The sequence below is a fragment of the Cupriavidus pampae genome (assembly GCF_914271485.1).
Taxonomy (GTDB): Bacteria; Pseudomonadota; Gammaproteobacteria; order Burkholderiales; family Burkholderiaceae; genus Cupriavidus; species Cupriavidus pampae.
On the sequence record NZ_CAJZAG010000008.1, the window covers coordinates 51,372 to 78,164 of the forward strand.

Sequence of the window (26,793 nt, forward strand, 5' to 3'; positions counted from 1 at the left end):
GTTGGCTAGTTCATCCACTACCGGAGTGTCCGCATGCAACGTGCAGAACGCGTCGCCGACTCTGTTTCCCTGCCCGAACTGACCTTGCGCGGCGTTATCCTCGGCGCGCTCATCACGGTGGTCTTCACGGCCTCCAACATCTACCTCGGCCTCAAGGTCGGCCTGACCTTCTCCTCCGCGATTCCCGCCGCCGTCATCTCGATGGCGGTGCTGCGATTGTTCCCGGGGGCCAATATCCTCGAGAACAACATGGTGCAGACGCAGGCTTCGGCCGCGGGCACGCTGTCCTCGATCATCTTCATCCTGCCCGGACTCGTCATGCTTGGCCACTGGCAGGGCTTTCCGTTCTGGCAAACGATGGCGATCTGCGCGGCGGGCGGCATGCTCGGCGTCATCTTCAGCATTCCGCTACGCCATGCGATGGTCGTGAACAGCGACCTGCCATATCCCGAAGGCGTGGCGGCAGCGGAGATCCTGCGCGTCGGTAGCGCTTCGCAGGAGGCAGGGGGAAAAGCTTCGACCGGACTCGCGGACCTCGTGGCCGGCGGGCTTGCGGCCGGCCTCTTCAGTTTTGCCGCGAGCGGGCTGCGCGTGCTCGCCGAGGGCGCCAACGCGTGGCTGGCCGCGGGGGCGTCGGTGGTGCGCCTGTCGATGGGGTTCTCGCTCGCCCTCGTGGGCGCCGGCTATCTGGTCGGCATCGTTGGCGGGCTGGCGATGCTGCTCGGTCTGATTCTCACGTGGGGCATCGCGGTGCCATGGCTGACCGCCATCACGCCGATGCCGGTCGATGCCACGCTGGCGAGCTTCGGCACGAAGATCTGGAGCACGCAGGCACGCTTTATCGGCGCCGGCACGATTGCGATCGCTGCCATCTGGACGCTGGCCACGCTGTTCAAGCCAATGGTGGAGGGCGTACGTGCTTCGATGGGGGCATCGTTTGGCGCCCTGCGTACCGCGGGCCAACAAGATGGGCAGGGCGGCATCCCGCGTATCCAGCGCGATCTGCCCGCGCGCTGGATCGGCGTGCTGACGCTCGTGATGATCGCGGTGCTGGCCATCACGTTCGGCTACTTCCTGGCCCCGGCACCGCTGGCCACCGGGCCCGCCTGGCGACTGGTCGCCTGCGCGGTGCTGTTCGCGTTCGTGTTCGGCTTTCTGGTCGCGGCCGCATGCGGCTACATGGCGGGACTGGTTGGATCGTCGGCCAGTCCGATCTCGGGCATCGGCATCATCGCGGTGATCCTGGTCTCGCTGCTGATTCTCGGTGTGGGCACGCTCGATGGTTTGCTTGGCACGCCGGAGGGCGGCAGGTTCGCGATTGCGCTGGCCATCTTCACCACCTCCGCGGTGGTCGCGGTGGCATCGATCTCCAACGACAACCTGCAGGATCTGAAGACCGGCTGGCTGGTCGGGGCCACGCCGTGGCGCCAGCAGGTGGCGCTGCTGATCGGCTGCGTGGTCGGCGCCGCGGTCATTCCGCCGGTGCTCGAACTGCTGTATCACGCGTACGGCTTCGCGGGCGCGTTGCCGCGCGCGGACATGGATCCCAATCAGGCGCTCGCGGCACCGCAGGCCACGCTGATGACGGCGATCGCCACCGGCATTTTTACCCATCAACTCAACTGGACCATGATCCTGATCGGCGTCGCGCTGGGCGTGGTGCTGATCGCGATCGACGAGATGCTGCGCCGCCGGGGCGGCGTGGCGCGCCTGCCCGTGCTGGCGGTCGGCATCGGTATCTATCTGCCGCCGACCATCAGTTCGGCGCTCGTGGTTGGCGCGGTGCTGTCATGGTGGCTGATGCGTGCCGAGCGTCGCCGTGTGCAGGCACGAGGCGACGATGTGCAGCTGGCGCTCGAGCATGCGGAACGCCGTGGCACGCTGCTCGCGTCGGGGCTGATCGTGGGGGAGAGTCTGGTGGGCGTGGCGCTGGCCGCGGTCATCGGCCTGTCGGGCCACGAAGCGCCGCTCGCGCTCGTCGGCGAGGGCTTTGCGACGATGGCCCAGTGGCTGGGCCTCGCGGTATTCGTGCTCGTGTGCGTGGCGTTCTGCCGCCGCGTATTGACGGCGGCGGGGGCGGCCGTTCAGTCGTCCTGATCTTCGGGCAGATCCGGTGACGGTGTTTCGCCGGGCTTGCCGCCGATCACGTACTTCTCGGCGGCCCAGGCGCCCAGATCGATCTGCTTGCAGCGATTCGAGCAGAACGGCCGGAATTTGTTCTCGGGCACCCATTCGACATCGGTACCGCAGGTAGGACATTTGACAACGGCAGGCATCAGCGTTCTTGAGTCTGCAACTTCAGAAATTGCACAGCTTGAGCAGGAACGGGATATCGGCATCGACCGAGCGCGGTCGCATGTCGCCGTCCTGCTGGGTAAAGCGAACCCACAGCATGTACTTGTTGGCGCTCATCTCCGGAATGAAGGCGAGCAGCGATTCGTCGAGATACACCTGCATCAACTGATAGCTTCGACCCGACAGCATCTGCTGATAGCTGCCACCGGTGGCGATGACCTTGCCGCTCTGCCCCGATTCGCGCAGCAGGCGCAGCACGATCGACGCGCCCATGCGCAGCGAGGCGAGAGGGCGCGCCCACTTCAGGACATCGGCGCGGCGATCCTCGGCCGGGCGATGCTGCCATGCATAGTAGGCGGGCAGGTCGAACTCGCAGGTGCCGCCCGGAATGATCGCGCGGCTGCGGATGCTGGTCAGCCATTCGTTGTCGGTCAGCAACTGGCCGGCCTTGCCGAAGGTCTGATTGAGCGCGGTAATGCCCTGTTCGATCTCGGAAATCACGGTCACGAGCGCGTCCTGATCGATCTGCGGGTTCGCGCGCAGCGGCGCCAGCGCCTGACGCTGCCGCTCGAGTTCCTTGATCAGGTCAGTCTTGAGGTCGGCCCGGCCCGCCACGTCGATGATCTCGAACAGTGTCGTGATGGCAACGTGGTGCTGCAGGGCATGTTCCTGCGCGAGGAAATAATCCAGCCGATCGAACAGGTCTTCCAGCCGCAGAAGCGTCCTGATTCGCTCGTTGAAAGGATATTCGTACAGGATCAAGTGGTAGTCCGTGCTGCACGCCGCTAGTGGATAGCGGCGATGGTCTGGCCAGATACGGCAGTTGCGGCAGTTGTGTCCCGCGTCGTTTGCGGGCGCTTGCACCGACTTTCGGAGATCTTTCGAAGATCCGAAGTTCGGCGATTTGCGATTTTTTCCGCTTGTTTTCAGCGCATTCTATGCGAGTCGGGGCGCAAGAACAAACTCATTTGATGGGAACTTTCTTCGAAATTGCCCTCAGGCGCCCAATGTCCGATACAAGGCATCGAGACGCTCGACCTGCGGCGGCAATGCTTCGGTGCCACCATCGTTGTCGATCACGTCATCCGCGCAGGCCAGGCGGGCCGCGCGCGTGGCCTGCCGGCGCATGATGGCCTCTACCTGCTCGCGCGAAAAACCATTGCGAGCCATCACGCGCGCGATCTGGGTCTCCTCGCGACAGTCGACCACAAGCACCCGGCCCACGCGCTCGCGCCAGGTGCCGGACTCCACCAGCAGCGGTACCACGTAGATCAGATACGGATGGGCGCCCGCGCTGCGAATGGCGTCCGCGCGGGCCACCGTCAGCGAACGGATCAGCGGATGCGTGATGGCTTCGAGCGTGTGTTTGGCTGACGGGTCCGAGAACACGCGCGCACGCATCGCGTCGCGGTCCATGGCCCCGTCCGGGCGCAGACAGTCGGCGCCGAACGCGGATACCAGCGCGGGAATGGCGGCACCGCCCGGTGCCGTGATCTCGTGCGCGAGCAGATCGGTGTCGATCAGTGCCGCGCCGCGCTCGGCAAACAGGTCGGCCACTCGGGTCTTGCCGGAGCCGATGCCACCGGTCAGTCCGATTTCAAGCATGCGTGTCGCGGGAGGGAAGTCGTCGATGCCGCAACAATACAGCAACTGCAGGGCTCCCTCGCCCTTTGGGAGAGGGGAGAGAGGGGAGCAGGGCGCGCTAGCGAATACCCAGTCCCAGCGGCAGCAGGTCCGCACCGAAGAACAGCACGAGCAGGCCGGCGCCGGCGATGAACGGGCCAAACGGGAACGGCGTCTCGCGACCCTGTCGGCGCGCGACGAGCATCGCGATGCCGAAGACCGCGCCGACCATCGAGGACAGCAGTACCAGCGCGGGCAGGGCCTGCCAGCCGAACCAGGCGCCGAGCGCGCCCATCAGCTTGAAGTCGCCATAGCCCATGCCTTCCTTGCCGCGCACGAGCTTGAACAGCCAGTACGCGGACCACAGCACGAGGTAGCCGGCGGCTGCACCGATCACGGCATCGGCCAACGGCACGAACACGCCCTGCAGATTCAGCAGCAGGCCCAGCCACAGCAGCGGCAGCGTGATCTGGTCGGGCAGCAGCTGGGTGTCGGCATCGATCATCGTGAGCGCGACCAGCGCCCACACCATCACGATGGCCGCCAGCGCCTGCACGGTCGGGCCGTAGTGCCACATCGCCAGCGCGCTCAGCACCGCGGTAGTCAGCTCCACCAGCGGGTAGCGCACGCTGATCGGCTTGCGGCATGCCGCGCAGCGGCCGCGCAGGAACAGATAGCTGACGACGGGGATGTTCTCCCATGCAGCGATCTGGTGCCCGCAGTGCGGACACGCCGAGCGCGGCACCATGAGGTTGTAGCGGCCCGGATGCGGCAATGGCTCGCCGCGCAACTCGGCGATGTAGTTCGCCTCGTCGTACTCCATCATGCGCGGGATCCGGTGGATCACCACGTTCAGGAAGCTGCCAACCATCAGGCCGATCAGTCCGGCCGCGAAGACGAGAAAGGCCGGCGGCAGCGCCGCCAGCACCGATACCTGCAGCATGCGTTACACCACCTGTCCCAGCTTGAAGATCGGCAGATACATCGCCACGACCATGCCGCCGATCAGCACGCCGAGGATCACGATGATCAGTGGCTCGATCAGGCTCGAGATGGCCGCCACCGCGTCATCGACTTCCGCTTCGTAGAACTCGGCGACCTTCAGCAGCATATTGTCGAGCGCGCCCGACTCTTCGCCGATCTGCGTCATCTGCAGCACCATGTTGTCGAACACGTGCGTGGCCTGCATCGCGTTGGTCAGGCTGGTACCGATGCGCACGGACTGTTCGATCTCGCGCGTGGCGTCGTAATACAGCCAGTTGCCGGCGGCGCCCGCGACCGATTCCATCGACTCGACGAGCGGCGTACCGGCCGCGAACATCGTTGCCAGCGTACGCGTCCAGCGCGCGATCACGGCCTTGCGGAACAGGCTGCCGAAAATCGGCAGTTTCAGCAGCACGCGATCGTGGAAGCGCTGCACTTTCTCCGATTTGCTGCGCGCCCGGATATACCCCATGATCCCCAGGATTGGCGCAAAGACGATGATGTACCAGTTGGAGACGAAGAAGTCAGAGAGACCGATGACGACCAGCGTCGGGGCCGGCAGCGCCGCGCCAAAGCTCGAGAATACGCCCTTGAAGGCCGGAATCACGAAAAGCATCAGGATCACGGTGACCGCGAACGCCACCGTCAGCACCGCGATCGGATAGATCATCGCGGACTTGATCTGGCTCTTCAGCGCGATCGACTTTTCCATGTACAACGACAGCCGCTCGAGCAGCGCATCGAGAATACCGCCCTGTTCACCGGCGTCGATCAGGTTGCAATACAGCGTGTCGAAGTACTTCGGATGCCGGCGGAACGCCGTGGCCATGCTGCTGCCGGACTCGATGTCGAAGCGAATCTCGGACAGCAATTGCGTGAAGTTCGGATTGGCGTGGCCACGCGCGATGATGTCGATCGACTGCAGCAGCGGAATACCCGCCTTGAGCATCGTCGACAGCTGGCGCGTGAAATACGCGATGTCCTTCTCGGTGATCTTGCGCCCGCGCGCGGCCTTGCGCTTCTTGAGCTTGACGACCGTCAGGCCCTGCTTGCGCAGCGTGGCGGTGACCTCCGCCGCGCTCTCCGCGCGTTGCTCGCCGGTGAAGGTCTTGCCCTTGCGGTCCTTGCCTTCCCACTCGAAGATGTACTGCGTGGGCGCTTTTCGCCCTTTTGTAGCGCGGGACGGCGCCGAAGCCGTCCGAGCGCCCGCCGCTGGTGCGCGCGTCGCCATGTTGTGACCCCCGACAAAGATTTAGATTTCTTATTACGAATTGGTGGTTGCCAGCACTTCTTCGAGTGACGTGACTCCCTGCTTGACCTTGAGCAGGCCAGCCTCCCGCAACGATAGCACGCCGTCGCGCCGCGCCTGTTCCGCGATCTGCAACGCCGTGCCGTGCGTCAGAATGATCTGCTGCATGGCTTCCGTGATCGGCATCACCTGATAGATGCCGCACCGGCCCTTGTACCCGCTGCCGTTGCAGCGTTCGCAGCCGACCGGATGATAGGGCTGCCAGGTGCCGTCGATATCCGACTCCTGAAAGCCCGCGTCGAGCAGCACGTCGCGGGACAGTTCGCCCACACGCTTGCACGTGCAAAGCTTGCGCGCGAGACGCTGCGCGGTAATCATCAGTACGCTCGAGGCGATATTGAATGGCGCCACGCCCATATTCATCAGTCGCGTGAGCGTGGTGGGCGCGTCGTTGGTATGCAGCGTGGACAGGACCAGGTGGCCCGTCTGCGCGGCCTTGATCGAGATGTCCGCGGTTTCGAGGTCGCGGATTTCGCCGACCATGATGATGTCCGGATCCTGCCGCAGGAACGATTTGAGCGCGGCCGCGAAGGTCAGGCCCGCCTTGTCGTTGACGTTGACCTGATTGATACCGGGCAACTGGATTTCCGCGGGATCCTCGGCGGTCGAGATATTGATGTCGCCCTGGTTCAGCAGGTTCAGGAACGTATAGAGCGACACGGTCTTGCCGCTGCCGGTCGGGCCGGTCACGAGCACCATGCCGTACGGGCGCTTGATCACCTCGAGCAGCGCTGCCTTCTGCGCCGGCTCGTAGCCAAGCTGATCGATGTCGAGCTTGTCCGACGAGGATTCGAGAATCCGCATCACGATCTTCTCGCCGAACAGCGTCGGCAGCGTCGATACGCGGAAGTCGATCGCCTTCTCGATCGTCTCCTTGCCGTCCTTGTCCTTGGGCAGGGTGAGCAGCAGCTTCATGCGGCCGTCCTGCGGCACGCGCTTCTCCGAGATGTCCAGGCGCGACAGCACCTTGATACGCGTCGCCACCTTGTCGCGGATATCGAGCGGTGGCCGCGCGACTTCCTGCAGCACGCCGTCCACGCGGAAGCGTACCCGGTAGAAGAACTCGAACGGCTCGAAGTGAAGGTCCGACGCGCCGCGCTGGAACGCTTCCGTGAGCAGCTTCTGCAGGAAGCGTACCACCGGTGCGTCGTCGATTTCGTTGCCGGGCCCCTTGCGCGCGCCCGCCGCGGCCGCCACCGGATCGTAGTCGATCATCTTGGTCGGCGTCGCGCCCGTTCCGGTGGGCGAGATGTTCTTCATCGTGCCGAGCGCTTCGCTGGCCGTGCGGAAGTGCCTCACCAGCTTGTCGTGCTCGACCACCACCGTTTCCACGGGCAGGTTGAACTTCTGCTTGATGGCATCGACGCCGGCCTGGTTGGCCGGGTCCGACATCGCCACGATCAGGCGATTCTCCCGCCGGCCCAGCGGCAGCAGTCGGTGCGCATGGAATTCGCGATTGCCCGCGAGCGCGGGTGGCACGCGCGCGAGGTTGTACTGCGCGAGATCCAGTAGCGGCAACTGATACTTGTCCGCGGCGAAGATCGCGATGTCGTGCGCGCTCATCGTGCCGCTGGCAATGATCTCGTCGATCAGCAGCGACTTCTTCTCTCGTGCCGTCTGTTCCAGCTGGGCAAGCAACGCGGGCGCGATCCGCCGGCTCTGCGCCAATGCGAGGCCTAGTGTCATGGCAATACGATGCGTATGAGCGCGCTGCCCCAGGGTCTTCCCATGCAAAGCGTCTTGCTATGCAAAGGCCAGGGTCAAGGGTCAGGCACGCGTTGTTGACTGCGGCGGGAGCAGGGGGCGAACTTCCCGGGTTCGGGGCAGTTTGCCGCTGGGGTCACTTTTTGTAAAGCGAGCGGAGGCGGGGTGTTGGCGTTTGCGCGACAGTCCGCAACCCTACTGGAGCAGGGATGTGACAGAGGGTGTGACCGCGGTTGTCAAAACCGTCGATACAAAGCAAAAAAGCCGCACATTGCTGTGCGGCTTTTTCAGGAATCTGGTCGGGGTGAGAGGATTCGAACCTCCGGCCTCTACGTCCCGAACGTAGCGCTCTACCAGGCTAAGCTACACCCCGATTTCGTTTTTACTTCTGTCTGCTTTTTCTTTTATCGCCGCGTCATCAAGATTGACGTTGCAGCGAGAAAGCACACAAGTCTATCAGCGTTTCCTTCAGTTGGGAAGGGGGAAATTGCATTGCCGCCCTCTCCGCCGCTTCCGCTTCGCGTTGCGCGGCGGCGTACGTCACGTCGAGCGCGCCGCTTGCATGAATCGCCGCAAACACCGCGTCAAAGTGTTCGGTGCCGCCCTGCACGATCGCGTCGCGCGCGAGCTCGCGTTGTTGCTCGGTGCCGTGCTCGAGCAGATGCAGCAACGGTAGCGTGGGCTTGCCCTCGCGCAGATCATCGCCGGCGTTCTTGCCCATCTGCTCCGCGCTAGCGGTGTAGTCGAGCATGTCGTCGATAAGCTGGAACGCGGTGCCGATGCGGCGGCCGTATTCGGCAGCGGCCTCTTCCATGGCGGCGTCCGCGCCCGCGAGCACCGCGCCTAGTTGGGCGGAAGCTTCGAACAGCTTGGCCGTCTTGTAGCGGATGACCTGCAGGTACCGTTCGACGGTCACCTCGGGGTCGTGCATGTTGAGCAGTTGCAGCACTTCGCCTTCCGCGATCACGTTGGTCGCGTTGGAGAGGATCTCCATGATGCGCATGCTGCCGGCGTCGACCATCATCTGGAATGCGCGCGAGTAGAGGAAGTCTCCGACCAGCACGCTCGCGGCATTGCCGAACACCGCATTGGCGGTCTCGCGGCCGCGGCGCAGTTCCGACTCGTCCACCACGTCGTCATGCAGCAGCGTGGCGGTGTGAATGAATTCGACCACGGCCGCCATTTCGTGATGGCGATGGCCATCGTAGCCAAACGCGCGCGCGGACAGCAGCAGGATCACGGGGCGCAGGCGCTTGCCGCCCGCGCCGATGATGTATTCGCCGATCTGCTCGATCAGCGGCACTTCCGATGCCAGTCTATGGCGAATGACAGCGTCAACGGCGCGCATGTCGGCAGCGACCGGGGCAAGCAAGGCAGTGGCGGAAGACTGGGACAAGATGATCACCGTTACGCAAAACCGGTGGATTATATGCGAAGCATGTGAGGGAATGGCTGCCGAGCAGCGCGGGTTCTATAATGCGCGCATGGACAAGACCCGCACATCTCGCCGGCACTCGCGACGCACCGTCTGGTGGATCGCCTTTGCCGCGCTGGCCGGTTTTCTGCTGGCTGACCTGACCTGACTGGTTTGCCGCATGGGGCGTCCGGCAAGTGCCTGAGCCGCCGCTGGCGGGCCCGGTAGGCTATCTATTTGTTTTCGTTGCGCTTTTCCGCAAGCTGGTATAGACTTGCCGGTTCCTTCGGTCTGTCTGGGCTGTTCGGCTTGGTCGGATGAGGGTTCGTGCACAAAGGATCGTCGCACGTTCGTAGCACAAAACTTGGCGTAAGAAGCGGCGCCAGCCCGTGGTTGTTTCCGGGCAGCATTTCTCGCTTCATTCACATCGAGAGGTTCGACAATGTACGCGGTCGTAAAAACCGGCGGCAAGCAATACAAAGTTGCTGCTGGCGAAAAACTTAAAGTAGAACAGATACCGGCAGACATTGGCGCAGAAATCACGCTGGACCAAGTGCTCGCAGTGGGCGCTGGCGACCAAATCAAGTTTGGTACGCCGCTGGTTAGCGGGGCTTCCGTCAAAGCTACCGTGATCTCCCAAGGTCGTCACGACAAAGTGAAGATCTTCAAGATGCGCCGTCGCAAGCACTACCAGAAGCGTCAGGGCCATCGTCAGAATTACACCGAGCTGCGCATCGACACGATCGTTGCCTGAGCGATATTCGGCCTAGACAGGAGTAAGACATGGCACAGAAAAAAGGCGGCGGTTCTACACGGAACGGCCGCGATTCAGAATCGAAGCGACTGGGCGTGAAGGTTTACGGTGGCCAGGCCATCAACGCCGGCGGCATCATCGTTCGTCAACGCGGTACGCGCGTGCATGCTGGCGAAAACGTCGGCATCGGCAAGGACCACACGCTGTTCGCGCTGGTTGACGGTCACGTGCAGTTCGCCGTCAAGGGCGCTGCCAAGAAGCAGCAAGTCAGCGTCGTTCCGGCGGCCTGATACAGCCTTTGCAGCACGAAGGCCCCGCAACGCTTGCGGGGCTTTTTCATTTCTGGCGACAATGTTGAGGCCGCCAGCCCGAGCCCACACGGAAAATCATCATGAAGTTCATCGACGAAGCCCGAATCGAAGCGATTGCCGGCAATGGCGGCAACGGGAGCGCGTCGTTCCGGCGCGAGAAGTTTGTGCCGTTTGGTGGCCCCGATGGCGGTGACGGCGGCCGAGGCGGCAGCGTATTCGCGCAGGCCGACCGCAACATCAACACGCTGATCGATTTTCGCTACGCGAAGAAGCACGTCGCGCGCAACGGCGAAAACGGCCGCGGTGCCGATTGCTACGGCGCGGCAGGCGAGGACGTGACCCTGCGCATGCCCGTGGGCACGCAGATCGTCGACATGGACACCGGCGAGACCATTGCCGATCTGACCGAGCACGGTCAGATCGTGTGCCTGGCCGAAGGCGGCATGGGTGGCTGGGGCAATCTGCACTTCAAGTCGAGTACCAACCGCGCGCCGCGCCAGCAGGTGGACGGCAAGCCCGGCGAGCGCCGCATGGTCAAGCTCGAGCTCAAGGTACTCGCGGATGTGGGTCTGCTCGGCATGCCCAACGCCGGCAAGTCGACGTTTATCTCGCATATCTCGAACGCGCGGCCCAAGGTCGCCGATTATCCGTTCACCACGCTCCACCCGAACCTCGGCGTGGTGCGTGTCGACCACGAGAAGTCGTTCGTGGTGGCCGATATCCCGGGGCTGATCGAGGGTGCCGCCGAAGGCGCGGGCCTCGGCCACCAGTTCCTGCGCCATCTGCAGCGTACCGGCCTGTTGCTGCATATCGTCGATCTCGCACCGTTCGACGATAACGTCGATCCCGTGGCCGAGGCCCGCGCGATCGTCAACGAACTCAAGAAGTACGACGAGGAACTGTACGAGAAGCCGCGCTGGCTCGTGCTGAACAAGCTCGACATGGTGCCGGAAGACGAGCGCGCCACGCGGGTCAAGGACTTCGTCAAGCGCTACAAGTGGAAGGGACCCGTATTCCAGATCTCCGCGCTGGCCGGTGACGGCTGCCGCGAACTGATCTACGCGATCAAGGACCATCTGGAGGCCATCAAGGCCGCGGAAGCCGCGGCGCTGGCCGAGCCGGATATCCGGCTTGACGATCGCCTGCACAACGTGGACCGCGGCGACGACGAATCCTGATCGCTTCCTGATCCCCATCTCTTTCGGTATCCCCACCATGCAATCGGTCATCGCGCAGGCAAAACGAATCGTCGTCAAGGTGGGATCAAGCCTTGTCACCAACGATGGCAAGGGGCTAGATCACGATGCCATCGCGCGCTGGGCCGCGCAGATCGCCAAGCTGCGCGCGGCGGGCAAGGAAGTGGTGCTGGTCAGCTCCGGTGCCATCGCCGAGGGCATGCAGCGCCTGGGCTGGACGCGCCGCCCGCGCGAGATTCACGAGCTGCAGGCGGCCGCGGCGGTCGGACAGATGGGCCTTGCGCAAGTCTACGAAACCCAGTTCGGCCGCTACGGCATTCGCACCGCGCAGGTGCTGCTGACTCACGCCGACCTGGCCGATCGCGAACGCTACCTCAATGCCCGCTCGACGCTGCTGACACTGCTGGCGCTGGGAGTGGTGCCGATCATCAACGAGAACGACACGGTGGTCACCGATGAAATCAAGTTCGGCGACAACGACACGCTCGGCGCGCTCGTGACGAACCTGATCGAAGGCCACGCGCTCGTGATTCTGACCGACCAGCGCGGTCTCTACACGGCCGATCCGCGCAAGGATCCGAACGCCGAGTTCGTGCATGAGGCACTGGCTGGCACACTCGAACTCGAGGCGATGGCTGGTGGCGCGGGCAGCTCCATAGGCCGGGGCGGCATGCTGACCAAGATCCTCGCTGCCAAGCGCGCGGCCAAGTCGGGCGCGCATACGACCATTGCATCGGGCCGGGAAGCCAACGTGCTCGAACGTCTGGCCGAAGGCGAGGCCATCGGCACGCAACTGTTGGCGCCGACCGGCCGCCTGACCGCGCGCAAGCAATGGATGGCCGACCACCTGCAGCTGCGCGGGCGCGTGATCATCGACGCCGGCGCGGTGGAAAAGCTGACGGGCGGCGGCAAGTCGCTGCTACCGATCGGTGTGGTGGACGTGCAGGGGGAATTCGCGCGCGGGGAAGTGATTGCGTGCGTAGATCCGGCAGGCCTCGAGGTCGCGCGCGGCATTACCAACTATTCGAGCGCCGAAGCCCGCCTGATCGCGCGCAAGCCGTCGTCGGAAATCGAAAGCGTGCTCGGCCATCTGAACGAGCCCGAACTCATTCACCGCGACAATCTGGTGCTGGTGTAACGCCACGGCAGGGCGACCCTCACCCCCGGTTCTCTCCCAGTGGGAGAGGAACCGGCGGGGCGGTGCTTACGGGCTGCGGCGGAAAGTCGGCGCGTAGGCGCGCAGGTCGCGTATCAGCTTCTCCGGCTTGCCGGCCACGGTGCGCCCGTCGCAGAAATAGTCCGTCGCCAGCGTCGATGCGTAGCTGTTGCGCTGCCGCGTCATCATCCGCTGCCAGTCGTCCATGCCGCGATTCGAGACCCAGTCCTTGCTGCCAGTCGGCATCGTCGCGTAGACCTTGCGCTCGAACGCGTCGCAGCGCATGCCTTCGTAGCTGACGTTGCGCGCACCGGACTTGCTCGTGATCACCACCGTATAGCGCACGACGTTGTCGGCGCCCACGCTGACGGACTTGGCATCGACGGCAAAGTCGAAGTTGCCCGAGTCGTTGACCGAGAACGGAATCAGATCGGCGTCCTGCGGCGGGGCCGGCAGCACCGTTTCGCCTTCCGAGAACGGTCGATCCTCGAATGGATTCAGAAAGCCCGACGACTGGTCGCCCTCCGACGGCTTGCTATTGGTCTTGCAACCACCCAGCATGAGGCAGGCTGCAACAAGCAGCAGCCCGGCGCGAGCGGCCGGGCCGGTAATGCGTTTCATCAGGACTCCGTTTGATCAGTGGGCGCCGGACTGGCCGGCGCTGTGGGTTCGGCCGACGCGGCCACAGATTGGGATGGCGCGGCCCCGCACGGTTCACCGCACGGCTCAATGTGCGAATCATCGTGCGAGTCATGATGCGAAACCATCGCCGAGCGCTGACCACCGTAACGGCCGGGGCCGCCATGGTGATTGCCGTGGTGGTTACCGTACGGGCTCAGCGGCACGCGGCTGCGATGCAGGAAGCGCGACAACTCGGTCAGCGCCAACTGATAGACGTCGCGCTTGAACTCGATGACGGCTTCCAGCGGCACCCAGTACTGACTCCACCGCCACGCATCGAACTCGGGATGGTCGGAGGCACGCAACTGGATGTCGCAGTCGCGACAGACCATGCGCAGCAGGAACCAGATCTGTTTCTGGCCCCTGTAGTGGCCGCGGATTTCGCGGCGAATGAACTTGTCCGGCACCTCATAACGCAGCCAGTCGCGCGTGCGACCGACAATCCTGACGTGCTCCGGAAGCAGGCCGACTTCTTCTTGCAGTTCGCGGTACATGGCCTGTTCCGGCGTTTCGCCGTACTTGATGCCACCTTGCGGAAACTGCCAGGAATGTTCGCCGATTCGCTTACCCCAGAAGACCTCGTTACGTGCGTTGATGAGGATGATGCCGACGTTCGGGCGAAAGCCTTCACGATCGAGCATGACTGCACCTCGAATCCTTTAGAATTACGTCGATTATAAAGGAAGCGCGCGGGTCGGCCCGACGAGGGGGATGCTGGTTTTCCCCGAGCGGCAAGGGCAGCTTGAGGCGCGTCTTGCCCACCCGTATTCGCCCACCGAATCGAACTTACGCAGAGATCGCAGAGAAATCAACGGATGAAAGCCTCGCAATTCTTCATTTCCACGCTCAAGGAAGCGCCCGCCGACGCGGAGATCGTGTCGCACAAACTGATGATGCGTGCCGGCATGATCAAGAAGCTCGGCGCCGGCATCTACAACTACATGCCAGTGGGCCTGCGCGTGATCCGCAAGGTGGAGAACATCGTGCGCGAGGAGATGAACCGCGCCGGCGCGGTGGAACTGTCGATGCCGGTGATCCAGCCGGCCGAGCTGTGGCAGGAAACCGGCCGCTGGGACAAGATGGGCCCCGAGCTGCTGCGCCTGAAGGACCGCCACGAACGTGATTTCGCCGTGCAGCCGACCTCGGAAGAGGTGGTGACCGATATCGCGCGCAGTGAAATCCGCAGCTACAAGCAGCTGCCGGTCAATTTCTATCAGATTCAGACCAAATTCCGCGACGAGCGCCGTCCGCGCTTCGGCATCATGCGCGGCCGCGAATTCACGATGAAGGACGCCTATTCGTTCGACCGCGACATCGACGGCCTGAAGGTGTCGTATCAAGCGATGTACGACGCTTACGTGCGCATTTTCGAGCGTTTTGGTCTCGAGTTCCGCGCGGTGGCGGCCGACAACGGTGCGATCGGCGGCTCGGGTTCGCATGAATTCCACGTGATCGCGGATACCGGCGAAGACGCGATCGTCTACTGCCCGACCTCGGATTACGCGGCCAACATGGAAGCGGCGGAAGCACTGCCGCTGGCGGCGAGCCGTGCCGCACCCGCCGAGGCGCTGGTCAAGGCCTCGACGCCGGGCAAGGCCAAGTGCGAGCACGTGGCCGAGTACCTCGGACTGCCGCTCGAGCGCACCATCAAGTCGATCGTGCTGGCCAAGGATGCGGCCGAAGGTACCAATACCGGCGCCGAGATCTGGCTGCTGCTGTTGCGTGGCGACCACGAACTGAACGAGGTCAAGGCGTCGAAGGTGCCCGGCCTGCTCGACTTCCGCTTTGCGACCGAAGCCGAGATCGTCGAGACGTTCGGCACGCCGCCCGGCTATCTGGGCCCGGTCGGCACGAAGAAGCCGGTCAAGGTCGTGGCCGATCGCACGGTCGCGAATATGAGCGATTTCTGCGTGGGCGCGAACGAGCGCGACTATCACCTGACCGGCGTGAACTGGGGCCGTGACCTGCCCGAGCCGCTGGTGGCCGATATCCGCAACGTGGTGGCTGGCGACGCCTCGCCTGACGGCAAGGGCGTGCTCGAGATCTGCCGAGGCATCGAAGTGGGCCACGTGTTCATGCTCGGCACGCGCTATTCGGAGTCGATGAACGCGACGTTCCTGGACCAGAATGGCAAGACGCAGCCGATGCAGATGGGCTGCTACGGCATCGGCGTGACGCGGATCCTAGGCGCCGCGATCGAACAGAACTTCGACGAGCGCGGCATCATCTGGCCGGCCGCGATCGCACCGTTCGCGGTGGTGATCTGCCCGATGGGCTACGACCGTTCGGAAGCGGTGAAGGCCGAAGCCGACCGCATTCATGCGGAACTGCTGGCGGCTGGCGTGGACGTGATCCTCGACGATCGCGGCGAGCGCCCCGGCGTGATGTTCGCCGACTGGGAGCTGATCGGCGTGCCGCACCGCGTGGTGGTGGGCGACCGAGGCCTGAAGGAAGGCAACGTCGAATACCAGGGTCGCCGCGATGCCGAGGCGACGCACGTTGCCGCAGCGGATGTGGTGGCGCACGTGCGCGGCAAGCTGGCAAACTGAGCATCATGCACCCAAGGCCGCAACGTCCCGCCATGCCTGACCGTCCGCCCCGTCCGCGCCACCCGCTGCGTCAGTGGTTGCTGACCGGCGGTCTGATGCTGACCCTGGCGGCAGGCACCGCGCATGCCGGCGCGCAAAAGGAAGAGGCGCTTGCCGATTCCGTGCGCGGCGCGCTGGCGGCGGCCATTGCCGACAACCGGCCGGTGCGGCCGGCCTTTGCGAGCGGCACCGAGCGGCTCGGCTATCTGAAATGGCTCGGCGAGATGTCGCGCCGGCTCGAGAGCAAGATTCCCGAGGCGCAGGTGCGCGTCGAGCTGATCGAGACCGTGTATTACGAAGCCAAGCGCGCGGGGCTCGAGCCCGCGCTCGTGCTGGGTCTCGTCCAGGTCGAAAGCGGATTCCGCAAATATGCGATCAGTTCTGTCAGCGCACGCGGGCTGATGCAGGTGATGCCGTTCTGGGTGCGCACCATTGGCGACGGCGATACGCGCAAGCTGTTCCATTTGCAGAGCAACCTGCGCTATGGCTGCACGATCCTGCGGCATTACCTCGATCGCGAGGACGGCGACCTGTTCCTCGCGCTCGGCCGTTACAACGGCAGCCGCGGCCGCCCCGAATATCCGAACGCGGTGCTGGCAGCATGGAAGCGCTGGCAGTATTCTGAAGCGACGGTGACCATGGCGGGCGACCCGGAACCCGCAGCGCCCGCGCGGCGCGCCTTGCCGCCGGAAGCGCCGGCGCGTAATCCGTTCTCGCCGCAACGGATCACCAATCCGTCTTAGTGACGCGGACCAGCACACCAACAAGCAGGCAGACAAGCACGCGATCATGACCATCGAGACGAAGGGCGGCTATTGCTCCTCCTCGCCCGAGCTGGAGCGCTGGCTGGCGCGCCATATCGAACAGGGGTTCACCGCCGAGGCACTGGTTCGTTCCATGCTGCGCTCGGGCTACGAGGCATCGTTTGCACGCGATACGGTCGCTGCGGCATTGGGCCTGCCGATGCCGCCGACCGCGACGCCGCCGATGAGCGCGCACAATGCCGCGCCGAGTACCTCGCGGGCGGCGACGAGCTCCGCGAGTTCATCCGCACTGCATGCATCGCAGTTGCTGCAGTCGCCGTCATCTCAAGCGTCGGCACAGACCGAGAACGCGCAGCCGGGTGGCAATGTGTTCCGGCACCTCGGTCACTCGATTCCGATTCTGTTCGCGCTGGAAGCACCGCGCGTGCTGCTGCTGCAGAACCTGCTGACCGACGCCGAGTGCGATGCGCTGGTCGCGTTGTCGCGCGGACGCCTCGAGCGCTCGCCCGTGGTCAATCCCGATACCGGTGACGAGAATCTGATCGATGCGCGCACGAGCATGGGCGCGATGTTCCAGGTAGGCGAACATGCGCTGATCGAACGCATCGAGGCCCGCATCGCCGTAGTGACCGGGTTGCCGGTCGAACATGGTGAAGGATTGCAGATTCTGAACTACAAGCCGGGCGGCGAGTATCAGCCGCACTTCGACTACTTCAATCCGCAGCGTCCGGGCGAGGCGCGTCAGTTGCGCGTTGGCGGCCAGCGCGTGGCGACGCTCGTGATCTACCTCAACAGTCCGCCAGCGGGCGGGGCCACGGCGTTCCCGAAGCTCGGGCTCGAAGTGGCGCCGGTCAAGGGCAATGCGGTGTTCTTCAGCTACCAGTTGCCGGATGGCGGTCTCGACGATCGCACGCTGCATGCGGGCCTGCCGGTGGAAGCCGGCGAGAAGTGGATCGCCACCAAATGGCTGCGCGAGCATCCGTACCGCAGTTCGATCTGACCCGTACCGGCACCTTTTAGTTAAACCGTACCGGTACTGTATAGGCCTCGACGCCTGGACTTGGGTATTCCATCCTCATTGCCTCTGGAATCCCATGGCCCTCGAGCACCTTGTTGCCGGCTCCGGCATGTTCGCCGCGTTCTGCGCGTTCGCTCTCGTTTCCTCGATCACCCCCGGGCCCAACAACACCATGGTGCTGGCGTCGGGCGTGAACTTTGGGTTTGCGCGTACCGTGCCGCATCTGCTCGGTATCAGCATCGGCTTTTCGCTGATGGTCGCGCTGGTGGGGCTCGGGCTGGGCTCGATCTTTACGGCGTTGCCGTGGACCTGGCACGTGCTGCGCGCGGTGGCGGCCGTGTATCTGGTGTGGCTGGCGTGGAAGCTCGCGACATCCGGCGGCATGCAGGATCGCGAAGTCGCGCGCCCGATGACCTTCCTGCGCGCGGCCGCATTCCAGTGGGTAAATCCGAAGGCGTGGGTGATGGCGGTGGGCGCGTGCAGCACCTATGTGCTGCACGGCAATGTCTGGCTCAACGTGCTGCTGATGGCCGCTGTCTTCGCGGTGATCAACCTGCCCAGCGTGGCGATGTGGGCGGTATTCGGCTCGGCGCTGCGCCGCTGGCTGGCCTCGCCGCGCGTGCTGCGCGTCTTCAACGTGACCATGGCGCTGTTGCTGCTGGCGTCACTGTGGCCGATTTTAGGCGGCCACCACGCCTGACTTCAGAGTAGCGCGCGGATGGTGCCGAGATTGCGCCAGTAGCCCTTGGCATCCATACCGCAGCCGAAGACATAGCGGTCCGGCACCTTGAAGCCACAGAAATCCGGATGCATCGGCTTCAGCTTGGTCAGCGTCTTCTCGCACAGCACGGCCGCGTGGAATTCCTTTGCGCCCATATCCATGATGCGTTCGCGGATGGCGGCCATGGTCTCGCCCTCGTCGAGGATGTCGTCGAGCACGAGCACCACGCGATCCTTGACCGATTCCCTCGGCGCCACGCGCCACTGCATCTCGCCACCCACCGTCTTGTTGTTGTAGCGCGAGAGGTGGATATAGTCGAATTCCAGCGGGAACTGCAGCTTGGGCAGCAACATGCCCGTGAAGACGACCGCGCCGCCCATCACGGACAGCACCAGCGGAAACTCGTTACCCATGCTGGCGGTGATCTCGGCCGCCATGCGGTCCAGCGATTCCTGGACTTCCGCGGCGCTGACGATTTCCTCGGAGCTGGCCCACAGTTCGCGAGCCTGTTCTGCGGTCAACATGGTGTGTGTCCTTTGTGCGGATGGAGATAGGGAAGAAGCGGTTGGCGCGGCAGCTCGGCGATCAGCGATTGAACAGGCCCTTCATGCCGCCCTTCATCGCACCCATCTGGCGCATCATCTTCATCATGCCGCCGCCCTTGAGCTTCTTCATCATGCCCTGCATCTGGTCGAACTGGTTCAGCAGGCGGTTGACTTCCTGCACCGGCACGCCGGCGCCCGCCGCGATGCGGCGCTTGCGGCTGGCCTTGATCAGTTCCGGCTTGGCGCGCTCGGTCGGCGTCATGCTGTTGATGATGCCTTCCATGCGGCGCACCTGCTTCTCGGCCTGATCCATATTGGCGCCCTGGGCCTGCTGCGCAAACTGCGCGGGCAGCTTGTCCACGAGGCTGCCGATGCCGCCCATCTTCTTCATCTGGCCGATCTGAGCCTTGAAGTCTTCAAGGTCGAATCCACCGGTCTTCTTGATCTTCTTGGCGAGCTTCTCGGCGGCGTCCATATCGACGCCGCGCTGCGCTTCCTCGACCAGCGCGAGGATGTCGCCCATGCCGAGGATCCGCTGCGCCATGCGGTCCGGATAGAACGGCTCCAGACCATCGAGCTTTTCGCCGACGCCGACAAACTTGATCGGACGACCGGTCACATGGCGTACCGATAGCGCGGCACCGCCGCGCGCATCGCCGTCGAGCTTGGTCAGCACCACGCCGGTCAGCGGCAGCGTGTCGTTGAAGGCCTTGGCGGTGTTGACCGCATCCTGACCGAGCATCGCGTCCACCACGAACAGCGTTTCGGCGGGCTTGAGTTCAGCGTGCAGCGCGGCGATTTCCTTCATCATCGCCTCGTCGATACCGAGCCGGCCGGCCGTATCGACGATCAGCACGTCGTGATAATGCTTGCGGGCCCAGTCCATGGCCGCGCGCGCGATATCGACGGGCTTCTGGTCGGGCTGCGACGGGAAGAAGTCCGCGCCGACCTGCTCCGACACGGTTTTCAGCTGGGCGATAGCGGCGGGGCGGTACACGTCGCACGAGACCGTCAGCACCTTCTTCTTCTTTGTCTCCTTGAGCCACTTGGAGAGCTTGCCGACGGTAGTCGTCTTGCCGGCGCCCTGCAGGCCGGCCATCAGGATGATCGCGGGCGGCTGGACGTTGAGGTTGAGCTCGCCGGCCTTGTTTCCGGCGGTAACGGCTTCTTCGCCGCCAATGACCGCCGTCAGCTCGCGCTGGACCACGCCGACCAGCGCCTGGCCAGGGGTCAGGCTGGAGACCACGTCTTCGCCGAGCGCCTTTTCTTTGACGCGGGCAATGAATTCGCGCACGACCGGCAGCGCGACGTCGGCCTCGAGCATGGCAAGGCGCACTTCGCGCAGCATCTCGGCGGTATTGGCCTCGGTCAGTCGGGCCTCGCCGCGCATGGTCTTGACGACCCGCGCCAGGCGTTGAGTGAGGTTGTCCAGCATGGCAGAAAGGGGGAAGTTCCGGCTAGTGTGAGGCGCCTGTGCGACGTTCGTCCACGGCAGTCGCAGGGGCATGCACCTGGGAAAGCCGCCAACAAGGGCACTAAGGTAAACTGCGCAAATGGTCATTGTACTGTATGCCCTGACGGCACTTCTCTATTGCGCGCTGGCGTTCCACGGCTGGTCGACGCGTCATCCCCGGCTGGCGGCCGCGGGCGGCGTGCCGCTGGGCCAGCCCGGCGCGGCTTCCGCGACCCTGCCGTCTCCTGGCGGGCTGGGCACGCCGCTCGCCGGACCGTCCGGCGGGGCCCGGTCGGACAGCCAGCCGGCCTGGTGGCACGTGCTGATGCTGGCGGCGCTGGCCAGCCATGGCCTGCTGCTGCATGAGACGATTTTCCCGGCCGACCGCATGGTGTTCGGCTTCGCGTTCGCGCTGTCGGCCATGCTCTGGCTCGGCATCGGCATTTACTGGATCGAGAGCTTTTTCTTTTCGCTGGCCGGGCTCGGGCTGATTGTGGAGCCGGTGGCGCTGATCGCGAGCCTGATGCCGCTGGCGTTTCCAGGCGCGCAGATCCTTGGCTACGCCGCGCGGCCGCTGTTCAAGCTGCATTTCATCATTGCCAACGTGGCATATGGGCTGTTCACGCTGGCGGCGTTTCACGCGTTCCTGATGCTGCTGGCCGAGCGCCGGCTGCACGGTTTCCAGGGCTCGCCCACCCATGTTGGCGGGAATGAGCGCGTGCAGGGACAGTGGCTCGGCCGCTGGCTCGATCTGCTGCCGCCGTTGCTGACGCTCGAGAAGCTGCTGTTCCGGCTGATCGGCGCGGGCTTTCTGCTGCTGACGTTGACGATTGCCTCGGGCTTCCTGTTCTCCGAGGAGTTGTTTGGCCGCGCGTTTCGCATCGACCACAAGACCGTGTTCGCGATCATTTCGTGGGCGATGTTCGGCGGCATCCTGATCGGCCGTCATTTCCGCGGCTGGCGCGGGCGCACCGCGCTGCGCTGGGTTATCGCGTCGTTTGGCATCCTGCTGCTGGCGTACGTCGGCAGCCGCTTCGTACTCGAAGTCATCCTGCATCGCCTCACCTGAGCGGCGCCTCATGGCAAGAATCCTGATCCTGCTGGCCATCGTGCTTGGCATTCTCTGGTGGCTGCGCGACCGCGCGGGGACGCGCCAGACGCGCTCGCGCGCGCAACCCGACCCACGGTCGGACTCGCGGCCCGATGCGGCCGCGCGCGGCCATGACCGGCCGCGCGGCGCGGACGACGAGATGGAGCCGATGGTCCAGTGCGCCCACTGCGGCGTGCACCTGCCGCGTGGCGAGGCGATCGGCTGGCAGGGGTTGCATTACTGCCGCCGCAGCCATCTGCCCGAACCCACCGAACCCGGCGGGCGCGCATGAGCAAGCCGCCCGAGGCACGGCCGTCGAAGGCCGCAACGGTCGGCCAGGGAGCGCCCGGCGGAACACAGCAGGGCGCGGCGAATGCCTCCGCGAAGGTGGCGCCCGGTGGGGCGACAAACAGGCCGACAAACAGGCCGACCAGCGGGGCGACTAGCAGGGCCACCAACGGGGCCACCACCGGGGCCACCACCGGGGCCACCACCGGGGCCACCACCGGTTCACCGAAGGCCTCACCGAAAGTCATACCGAAGTCCTCATCGAAGGCCCCGCCAAAGGCGCGGCCTGAGGCGCGAGCCAAGGGCTCGTCGCTGCGCGGCGGCAGCGTGCTGCGGCAGTTGTGGCAGCAACCCGAGCCGCCCGAGTTCCATTGGCGCCTGCTGCGCTATTTCTGCTGGACGCGGCTTGCGGTGGCGTTGCTGCTGCTGGGCTACGCGTGGCTGCCGCTCGATCGCAACGCGCGCGTGCTGGCCGCCGCCGAAGGGAGCATGCGGCTGAACAATGCGATGCCGGCGATCGTGCCCTACCTGGTCGTCGGCATCTTGCTGGCCGGGGCGGCGTTCTGGCGTCGGCGGTTCCAGTTACGCGTGCGCGTCGAGGTGTTGCTGGACCTGCTGATGCTGGCCGCGGTTTTCCTCGTGCTGACCAAGGGCAGCCACGGCGAGGGCGTGGCGATGATCTTCCTGCTGCCCGCGCTCGAGGCGGGCGCACTGACGAGCCTGCCATTCGCGCTGTTCACGGCGGCGATGTCGGCGCTGGTCGTGATGAGCGAGCCGTTCGTCCATACGCTGCTGTCGCGCCAGGCGGACGCGGACCTGCTTGGCTCCGGACTGTTCAGCCTGGTGTTCATGATCGCCGCGTTCGTGATGCACATGCTGGCCAACCGGCAGATCGCGCAGGAGCAGCTGGCGCTCGCGCGCGAGCACGAATTGCGCATGCAGCAGCTGGTCAACCGGCTGCTCGTCAACGACATGCAGGATGGCGTGATGCTGGTGCGCGCCAATGGCGCCGTGGTGGCCGCCAATCCGGCCGCGGTGGTGCTGCTGGGTGTGCAGCCGCACGAGCGGCTGCGCGAAGGCCAGGTGCGGGCGGGCGAGCGCGATGGCGCGCTGTTCGACCTTCGTCGCATTCCGCGGCTGCAGCCGCTGATGGAGATGCTGCGCGACTGGCTGCGCACGAAGGACGACGTACCGCGCATCCTGCAATTGCTGCCGCTGCCGTCGCAGCCATCGGCGGGCGGACCGATGTTCCATACCCGCCTGCGTCTGCGTTTCGTGTTGCCGGGACTGGCGGGTGTGCGCTCGACGCTGTCGCACGCGTACACGGTGCCGTCCACGCTCGATACAGAGGGATGGAACGATCTGTCGCCCGAGACCGCGGCGCGCATGCGGCTGGCGATCGCGCAGAACGAGGCGATGGCCTGGAGCGCGGAGGACGAGGCATTGCTACGCAGCGAGATGCGGGACACGCTGCTGGTGCATATCGAAAGCTGGGAGCGCATTGCCGAGCAGGTCCAGCAGGAGAAGCTCGCGGCGATGGGCCGGCTGGTGGCGAGCGTGGCGCACCAGATTCGCAATCCGCTGGCGGCCATCAGCCAGGCCAACGAGCTGCTGGCCGATTCGGTAAGGGCCGATTCCGTGCGGCGCGCGGGCGAGGGCGTGCATGAGGGCATGCGGGACGGACGGGATGAGCGGGACGGCGGCAGAACCGAAGGCGGCGACGTCGATGCGCGCCTGCTGCGCATCATCAGCGATAACGTGCGCCGGCTGGATCAGGTGGTGTCCGACGTGCTGCAGCTGTCGCGGCGGCCACGCACGGGACACAGTGCGGTGAAGCTGGCGCAGGCGCTGCCGGAGATCGTCGATCGCTGGCGCCTGGAAATGCGTTCGCGCGCGGGCACGCGGGCGGACGGAACGCGCGCCGACATCAACGCGAATGCCATCCGCATCACGGTGGATCTGGCGCAGCCGGTGATCTTCGACGCCTCGCAATTGCAGCAGGTGCTGGGCAATCTGCTCGACAACGCCTGGCGTTACGGCAGCCGCCTGCCCGGCTCGATCCGGTTGCTGGCGCATGCGTTGGATCAGCACCACGCCGAGCTGATTGTCTGGAACGATGGCGCGGAGGTTTCGCGCGAACATCAGCGCAGCCTGTTCGAGCCGTTCTTCACCAGCAACGCACAGGGGACGGGGCTCGGGCTGTTCATGGCGCGCGAGCTGTGCGGGGCCAACGATGCGCAGGTGCGTTACGGCACCATCATGCTCGAGACGTTGCTGGAGCGCACGGGGGTGCTTGCACCGGGCGGTCGCGATACACTCCCGGCCAAAGCATTTGTGCTGACGATGCGCATCGATACCCCCGACGATACCCATAATGTGGCTGCCGGTAACTGAGTACCGGCGACCGGGCCCGTCGGGCCGATAGAACCACGATCCCCTTCCTACCTTCATGCCTGTCCGACCGCCTGCCCTCGATCCGATTCTCGTTATCGACGACGAGGCCGACCTGCGCGAGCTGCTCGAGATCTCGCTGCGCCGGATGGGGCATGACGTAGTAATGGCTGGCTCTCTCGCAGAGGCGCGCCAGAGGCTGGCCGAGCGTCGCTACAGCCTGGTGCTGACCGATATGCGCCTGGGCGATGGACTCGGTATCGACATCGTGCGGCAGCTGTCCGCCTCGCCCGAGCGCGTGCCGGTGGCGGTGATCACCGCGTATGGCAGCGCCGACAACGCGGTGGATGCGCTCAAAGCTGGCGCGTTCGACTACATCGCCAAGCCGGTCTCGCTTGACCAGCTGCGTACGCTGATTCTCAATGCGCTTGGCCGCAAGCAGAGCGATGGCGGTCACAGTGCGACCTCGGAGACGTCGGAAGCGAGTGAGCTGGCCGAACGCATGATGGGGTTGCTGCCCGGCCTGTCGGCGGCGATGCAGGAAGTGCGGCGCTCGCTGTCGCGGCTGGCCCGCAGCATGGCGCCGGTGGTGATCAGCGGGGAGTCCGGCAGCGGCAAGGAGCGCGCGGCGCGGGCGATCCACGCGGTAAGCGCGCGGGCCGCGCATCCGTTCGTTGCGGTCAACTGCGGTGCGATTCCCGAATCTCTGATGGAATCGGAATTCTTCGGCCACGTGAAGGGCGCGTTCACGGGCGCCGATGCCGAGCGCGGCGGCTTCTTCCAGGCCGCCAATGGCGGCACGCTGTTGCTGGACGAGGTGGCGGACCTGCCGCTGGCGATGCAGGTCAAGCTGCTGCGCGCGCTGCAGGAACGGCGCGTGCGCAAGATCGGCGCGAGCAAGGAAGATGTGGTGGACGTGCGCGTCATGTGCGCGAGCCACAAGGACCTGGCGGCGATGGTCGCGGCCGGTTCGTTCCGGCAGGATTTGTATTACCGGTTGAACGTGCTGGAGCTGCGCATGCCGACGCTGCGCGAGCGCGCCGAGGACGTGCCGGTGCTGGCGCGCGCGATTCTCGAGCATCTGGCGGTGCGCTATGGCGATGCGCATCCGCGCCGGCTGGCGCGCGCGGCGCTGGCGCGGCTGGCGGCGTATCCGTTCCCCGGCAACGTGCGCGAGCTCGAGAATCTGCTCGAGCGCGCCTACGCGTTTGCGGAGGGCGAGGAGATCGACGTGGCGGACCTGGGGCCGTTGGAAGCGGGGATGGAGCGCGCCACGATGCTGCAGCCGCCGCCGATGCCGCCGGTGGTGTCGAACGCGTACCCGGTGTGGGGCACCATGCCGGGATGGACGGCTGCGCCCACTGGCGCGCTGCCACCATCCATGCCACCGATGGCGCCCGTGCCCAGTTTTCCCGAGTTCGCAACGGAAGCCGAGCCGGCGCCCGTGGCGGACGATCCGCTCGCAGCGGCACTGGGCGATATCAGCTTCCCGATCGATCTGCCCGCACGGCTCGAGGCCATCGAGCGCGAGCTGATCCTGCGGGCGTTGCGGCAGACCGGTTTCAATCGCACCGCGGCGGCGCCGCTGCTCGGCCTCAATTTCCGGCAGCTGCGCTATCGCATCCAGCAACTGGAGATCCGCGACGAGCGCGAGGGGCGCGATGGACGCGACGACAATAGCGATGCCAATGCCGAGACGCTGCCCGAGGGGGAGGGGCGCGATGGCTGAGGTGTCTGGCGCGGACTTCATGCCGAGCGTGGACGGGTGGGTGCCCGCCGCGCGGCATGTGCCGTCGCCGAATTTCGACGCGCGGCCGGCGGATCTGCCGACCGATCTCGTCGTGATCCACAACATCAGTCTGCCGCCGGGCCAGTTCGGTACCGGCGACATCGAGGCGTTCTTCCAGAACCGGCTCGACGTCACGCGCGACCCGTTCTTCGAACAGATTCGTGACGTTCAGGTGTCGGCGCACTTCCTGATCGCGCGCGATGGCGAGCTTGTGCAGTTTGTCGCCTGCACGCAACGCGCGTGGCACGCGGGGCAGTCCGCCTTCTGTGGTCGCCAGCGTTGCAATGATTTCTCGATCGGTATCGAGATCGAGGGCACCGACGAGGTGCCGTTCACCGCGGCCCAGTATGAAACGGCCGCGGCGCTCGTCCGGGCCCTGCAACTGGCTTATCCGATTACGGCGCTGGCCGGACATAGCGATATTGCCCCCGGCCGCAAGACTGACCCCGGTCCGCACTTCGATTGGAATCGGCTGGCGAAGCTTGCCGATCTGCCGGCGGGCATGCTGCCGTACCAGCCATAGGGCGCGGAACTTACTTGCTCCGCTTCGTAGCATCCTCGGTTCCTGTGCGCAAATCGCGTGCGTAATGCCCCGTTCCGGGTAGGCCTATCGTCGCCTTTTCGCCATAGAAAAATATTTAAAAATTGTGTGCGGCAGCGGACGATAAGCCCGCATCCCTTGGCGTATCGCGGCTGGCGGGAATGTGGCGCTGCCGCAT

The 26,793-nt window shown here is 65.1% G+C and carries 26 protein-coding genes and 1 tRNA gene; 15 read left to right on the forward strand and 12 right to left on the reverse strand.

Going from position 1 to position 26,793, the window contains the following annotated elements; translation table 11 throughout:
• Window positions 1-33: 33 nt before the first annotated feature.
• On the forward strand, window positions 34-2,097 hold the full coding sequence (locus tag LDO41_RS20240; protein ID WP_223991514.1) for an OPT family oligopeptide transporter: 2,064 nt from the start codon (window positions 34-36) through the stop codon (window positions 2,095-2,097).
• On the opposite strand, the gene LDO41_RS20245 is transcribed toward LDO41_RS20240, so the two are convergent.
• The 8 genes from LDO41_RS20245 to LDO41_RS20280 form a co-directional block, all read right to left on the reverse strand.
• Window positions 2,085-2,276 carry a DNA gyrase inhibitor YacG gene (locus LDO41_RS20245; protein WP_223991515.1) on the reverse strand — a complete coding sequence of 64 codons (192 nt, stop codon included), beginning with the start codon at window positions 2,274-2,276 and terminating at the stop codon, window positions 2,085-2,087. The two genes, LDO41_RS20240 and LDO41_RS20245, sit on opposite strands and share 13 nt — an antisense overlap.
• Window positions 2,277-2,298: 22 nt before the next feature.
• On the reverse strand, window positions 2,299-3,057 hold the full coding sequence (zapD, locus tag LDO41_RS20250) for a cell division protein ZapD (RefSeq protein ID WP_223992074.1): 759 nt from the start codon (window positions 3,055-3,057) through the stop codon (window positions 2,299-2,301).
• Window positions 3,058-3,291: 234 nt separating this feature from the next.
• Window positions 3,292-3,900 (reverse strand): dephospho-CoA kinase, encoded by a 609-nt coding sequence (gene coaE / locus LDO41_RS20255; RefSeq protein ID WP_223991516.1) that lies wholly within the window; start codon window positions 3,898-3,900, stop codon window positions 3,292-3,294.
• Window positions 3,901-3,997: 97 nt separating this feature from the next.
• Complete coding sequence (locus tag LDO41_RS20260; RefSeq protein ID WP_223991517.1) at window positions 3,998-4,861, reverse strand: prepilin peptidase; 864 nt, start codon at window positions 4,859-4,861, stop codon at window positions 3,998-4,000.
• A 3-nt stretch (window positions 4,862-4,864) separates the two neighbouring features.
• The gene (locus LDO41_RS20265; RefSeq protein WP_223991518.1) at window positions 4,865-6,133 is read right to left on the reverse strand and encodes a type II secretion system F family protein; all 1,269 of its coding nucleotides are present in this window, start codon (window positions 6,131-6,133) and stop codon (window positions 4,865-4,867) included.
• A 33-nt stretch (window positions 6,134-6,166) separates the two neighbouring features.
• Complete coding sequence (gene pilB / locus LDO41_RS20270) at window positions 6,167-7,897, reverse strand: type IV-A pilus assembly ATPase PilB (protein WP_223991519.1); 1,731 nt, start codon at window positions 7,895-7,897, stop codon at window positions 6,167-6,169.
• Between the two features lie 314 nt (window positions 7,898-8,211).
• Window positions 8,212-8,288 (reverse strand) — tRNA-Pro (locus LDO41_RS20275).
• Window positions 8,289-8,333: 45 nt separating this feature from the next.
• Complete coding sequence (locus tag LDO41_RS20280; protein WP_223992075.1) at window positions 8,334-9,263, reverse strand: polyprenyl synthetase family protein; 930 nt, start codon at window positions 9,261-9,263, stop codon at window positions 8,334-8,336.
• 100 nt (window positions 9,264-9,363) lie between these two features.
• On the opposite strand from LDO41_RS20280, the gene LDO41_RS34245 reads away from it, so the two are divergent.
• The 5 genes from LDO41_RS34245 (at window position 9,364) to proB (ending at window position 12,728) form a co-directional block, all read left to right on the forward strand.
• Entirely contained in the window at window positions 9,364-9,498 is a 135-nt protein-coding gene (locus LDO41_RS34245) for a hypothetical protein (RefSeq protein WP_290370907.1), read from the forward strand.
• 273 nt (window positions 9,499-9,771) lie between these two features.
• A complete protein-coding gene (gene rplU, locus LDO41_RS20285) occupies window positions 9,772-10,083 on the forward strand; it encodes a 50S ribosomal protein L21 (RefSeq protein ID WP_109580057.1) in 312 nt (103 codons plus the stop codon).
• A gap of 29 nt (window positions 10,084-10,112) precedes the next feature.
• Window positions 10,113-10,373 (forward strand): 50S ribosomal protein L27, encoded by a 261-nt coding sequence (gene rpmA / locus LDO41_RS20290; RefSeq protein WP_019449572.1) that lies wholly within the window; start codon window positions 10,113-10,115, stop codon window positions 10,371-10,373.
• Between the two features lie 101 nt (window positions 10,374-10,474).
• Window positions 10,475-11,572: a GTPase ObgE gene (obgE, locus tag LDO41_RS20295; protein WP_223991520.1), complete on the forward strand. Its 1,098-nt coding sequence runs from the start codon at window positions 10,475-10,477 to the stop codon at window positions 11,570-11,572.
• A gap of 37 nt (window positions 11,573-11,609) precedes the next feature.
• Entirely contained in the window at window positions 11,610-12,728 is a 1,119-nt protein-coding gene (proB, locus tag LDO41_RS20300; RefSeq protein ID WP_223992076.1) for a glutamate 5-kinase, read from the forward strand.
• 66 nt (window positions 12,729-12,794) lie between these two features.
• Here the strand turns inward: proB and LDO41_RS20305 are convergent, their stop codons facing one another.
• The gene (locus LDO41_RS20305) at window positions 12,795-13,367 is read right to left on the reverse strand and encodes a CNP1-like family protein (RefSeq protein ID WP_223991521.1); all 573 of its coding nucleotides are present in this window, start codon (window positions 13,365-13,367) and stop codon (window positions 12,795-12,797) included.
• Window positions 13,367-14,068 (reverse strand): RNA pyrophosphohydrolase, encoded by a 702-nt coding sequence (locus tag LDO41_RS20310; protein WP_223991522.1) that lies wholly within the window; start codon window positions 14,066-14,068, stop codon window positions 13,367-13,369. The genes LDO41_RS20305 and LDO41_RS20310 overlap by 1 nt, the downstream gene beginning before the upstream one ends.
• 174 nt (window positions 14,069-14,242) lie before the next feature.
• On the opposite strand from LDO41_RS20310, the gene LDO41_RS20315 reads away from it, so the two are divergent.
• The 4 genes from LDO41_RS20315 to LDO41_RS20330 all read left to right on the forward strand — a co-directional run bounded on the left by LDO41_RS20315 (window position 14,243) and on the right by LDO41_RS20330 (window position 18,497).
• Window positions 14,243-15,976, forward strand: coding sequence for a proline--tRNA ligase (locus tag LDO41_RS20315; RefSeq protein ID WP_223991523.1), 1,734 nt, complete (start codon window positions 14,243-14,245; stop codon window positions 15,974-15,976).
• A 95-nt stretch (window positions 15,977-16,071) separates the two neighbouring features.
• Window positions 16,072-16,758, forward strand: coding sequence for a lytic transglycosylase domain-containing protein (locus LDO41_RS20320; RefSeq protein WP_223992077.1), 687 nt, complete (start codon window positions 16,072-16,074; stop codon window positions 16,756-16,758).
• A gap of 46 nt (window positions 16,759-16,804) precedes the next feature.
• Entirely contained in the window at window positions 16,805-17,779 is a 975-nt protein-coding gene (locus LDO41_RS20325; protein ID WP_223991524.1) for a 2OG-Fe(II) oxygenase, read from the forward strand.
• 94 nt (window positions 17,780-17,873) lie between these two features.
• Window positions 17,874-18,497, forward strand: coding sequence for a LysE family translocator (locus LDO41_RS20330; RefSeq protein WP_223991525.1), 624 nt, complete (start codon window positions 17,874-17,876; stop codon window positions 18,495-18,497).
• A 2-nt stretch (window positions 18,498-18,499) separates the two neighbouring features.
• Here LDO41_RS20330 and LDO41_RS20335 read toward each other — a convergent pair whose 3' ends face one another.
• Complete coding sequence (locus LDO41_RS20335) at window positions 18,500-19,042, reverse strand: hypoxanthine-guanine phosphoribosyltransferase (RefSeq protein WP_223991526.1); 543 nt, start codon at window positions 19,040-19,042, stop codon at window positions 18,500-18,502.
• Window positions 19,043-19,103: 61 nt separating this feature from the next.
• Complete coding sequence (ffh, locus tag LDO41_RS20340; protein ID WP_223991527.1) at window positions 19,104-20,498, reverse strand: signal recognition particle protein; 1,395 nt, start codon at window positions 20,496-20,498, stop codon at window positions 19,104-19,106.
• Window positions 20,499-20,616: 118 nt separating this feature from the next.
• Between ffh and LDO41_RS20345 the strand changes: the two genes are divergently transcribed.
• The 5 genes from LDO41_RS20345 to ampD are packed head-to-tail and all read left to right on the forward strand — an operon-like array spanning window position 20,617 to window position 26,597.
• The gene (locus LDO41_RS20345) at window positions 20,617-21,585 is read left to right on the forward strand and encodes a cytochrome C assembly family protein (RefSeq protein ID WP_223991528.1); all 969 of its coding nucleotides are present in this window, start codon (window positions 20,617-20,619) and stop codon (window positions 21,583-21,585) included.
• A gap of 10 nt (window positions 21,586-21,595) precedes the next feature.
• On the forward strand, window positions 21,596-21,898 hold the full coding sequence (locus LDO41_RS20350; protein WP_223991529.1) for a PP0621 family protein: 303 nt from the start codon (window positions 21,596-21,598) through the stop codon (window positions 21,896-21,898).
• The gene (locus tag LDO41_RS20355; RefSeq protein WP_223991530.1) at window positions 21,895-24,288 is read left to right on the forward strand and encodes an MFS domain-containing histidine kinase; all 2,394 of its coding nucleotides are present in this window, start codon (window positions 21,895-21,897) and stop codon (window positions 24,286-24,288) included. Before LDO41_RS20350 ends, LDO41_RS20355 begins: the two co-directional genes overlap by 4 nt.
• Window positions 24,289-24,343: 55 nt before the next feature.
• Window positions 24,344-26,014: a sigma-54-dependent transcriptional regulator gene (locus LDO41_RS20360; RefSeq protein ID WP_223991531.1), complete on the forward strand. Its 1,671-nt coding sequence runs from the start codon at window positions 24,344-24,346 to the stop codon at window positions 26,012-26,014.
• A complete protein-coding gene (gene ampD, locus LDO41_RS20365) occupies window positions 26,007-26,597 on the forward strand; it encodes a 1,6-anhydro-N-acetylmuramyl-L-alanine amidase AmpD (protein ID WP_223991532.1) in 591 nt (196 codons plus the stop codon). Before LDO41_RS20360 ends, ampD begins: the two co-directional genes overlap by 8 nt.
• The last annotated feature ends 196 nt before the right edge of the window (window positions 26,598-26,793 follow it).

Bases quoted from the DNA above. Each gene is read 5' to 3' on its own strand.
- proB (WP_223992076.1), top strand. From the start codon at position 11,610: ATGCAATCGGTCATCGCGCAGGCAAAACGAATCGTCGTCAAGGTGGGA.
- ampD (WP_223991532.1), top strand. From the start codon at position 26,007: ATGGCTGAGGTGTCTGGCGCGGACTTCATGCCGAGCGTGGACGGGTGG.
- LDO41_RS20320 (WP_223992077.1), top strand. From the start codon at position 16,072: ATGCTGACCCTGGCGGCAGGCACCGCGCATGCCGGCGCGCAAAAGGAA.
- LDO41_RS20260 (WP_223991517.1), bottom strand. From the start codon at position 4,861: ATGCTGCAGGTATCGGTGCTGGCGGCGCTGCCGCCGGCCTTTCTCGTC.
- obgE (WP_223991520.1), top strand. From the start codon at position 10,475: ATGAAGTTCATCGACGAAGCCCGAATCGAAGCGATTGCCGGCAATGGC.
- LDO41_RS20350 (WP_223991529.1), top strand. From the start codon at position 21,596: ATGGCAAGAATCCTGATCCTGCTGGCCATCGTGCTTGGCATTCTCTGG.
- LDO41_RS20245 (WP_223991515.1), bottom strand. From the start codon at position 2,276: ATGCCTGCCGTTGTCAAATGTCCTACCTGCGGTACCGATGTCGAATGG.
- coaE (WP_223991516.1), bottom strand. From the start codon at position 3,900: ATGCTTGAAATCGGACTGACCGGTGGCATCGGCTCCGGCAAGACCCGA.
- LDO41_RS20335 (WP_223991526.1), bottom strand. From the start codon at position 19,042: ATGTTGACCGCAGAACAGGCTCGCGAACTGTGGGCCAGCTCCGAGGAA.
- rpmA (WP_019449572.1), top strand. From the start codon at position 10,113: ATGGCACAGAAAAAAGGCGGCGGTTCTACACGGAACGGCCGCGATTCA.
- LDO41_RS34245 (WP_290370907.1), top strand. From the start codon at position 9,364: ATGGCTGCCGAGCAGCGCGGGTTCTATAATGCGCGCATGGACAAGACC.
- LDO41_RS20325 (WP_223991524.1), top strand. From the start codon at position 16,805: ATGACCATCGAGACGAAGGGCGGCTATTGCTCCTCCTCGCCCGAGCTG.
- LDO41_RS20265 (WP_223991518.1), bottom strand. From the start codon at position 6,133: ATGGCGACGCGCGCACCAGCGGCGGGCGCTCGGACGGCTTCGGCGCCG.
- LDO41_RS20355 (WP_223991530.1), top strand. From the start codon at position 21,895: ATGAGCAAGCCGCCCGAGGCACGGCCGTCGAAGGCCGCAACGGTCGGC.
- LDO41_RS20360 (WP_223991531.1), top strand. From the start codon at position 24,344: ATGCCTGTCCGACCGCCTGCCCTCGATCCGATTCTCGTTATCGACGAC.
- LDO41_RS20305 (WP_223991521.1), bottom strand. From the start codon at position 13,367: ATGAAACGCATTACCGGCCCGGCCGCTCGCGCCGGGCTGCTGCTTGTT.
- LDO41_RS20310 (WP_223991522.1), bottom strand. From the start codon at position 14,068: ATGCTCGATCGTGAAGGCTTTCGCCCGAACGTCGGCATCATCCTCATC.
- pilB (WP_223991519.1), bottom strand. From the start codon at position 7,897: ATGACACTAGGCCTCGCATTGGCGCAGAGCCGGCGGATCGCGCCCGCG.
- LDO41_RS20330 (WP_223991525.1), top strand. From the start codon at position 17,874: ATGGCCCTCGAGCACCTTGTTGCCGGCTCCGGCATGTTCGCCGCGTTC.
- LDO41_RS20315 (WP_223991523.1), top strand. From the start codon at position 14,243: ATGAAAGCCTCGCAATTCTTCATTTCCACGCTCAAGGAAGCGCCCGCC.
- LDO41_RS20345 (WP_223991528.1), top strand. From the start codon at position 20,617: ATGGTCATTGTACTGTATGCCCTGACGGCACTTCTCTATTGCGCGCTG.
- ffh (WP_223991527.1), bottom strand. From the start codon at position 20,498: ATGCTGGACAACCTCACTCAACGCCTGGCGCGGGTCGTCAAGACCATG.
- LDO41_RS20240 (WP_223991514.1), top strand. From the start codon at position 34: ATGCAACGTGCAGAACGCGTCGCCGACTCTGTTTCCCTGCCCGAACTG.
- LDO41_RS20280 (WP_223992075.1), bottom strand. From the start codon at position 9,263: ATGCGCGCCGTTGACGCTGTCATTCGCCATAGACTGGCATCGGAAGTG.
- rplU (WP_109580057.1), top strand. From the start codon at position 9,772: ATGTACGCGGTCGTAAAAACCGGCGGCAAGCAATACAAAGTTGCTGCT.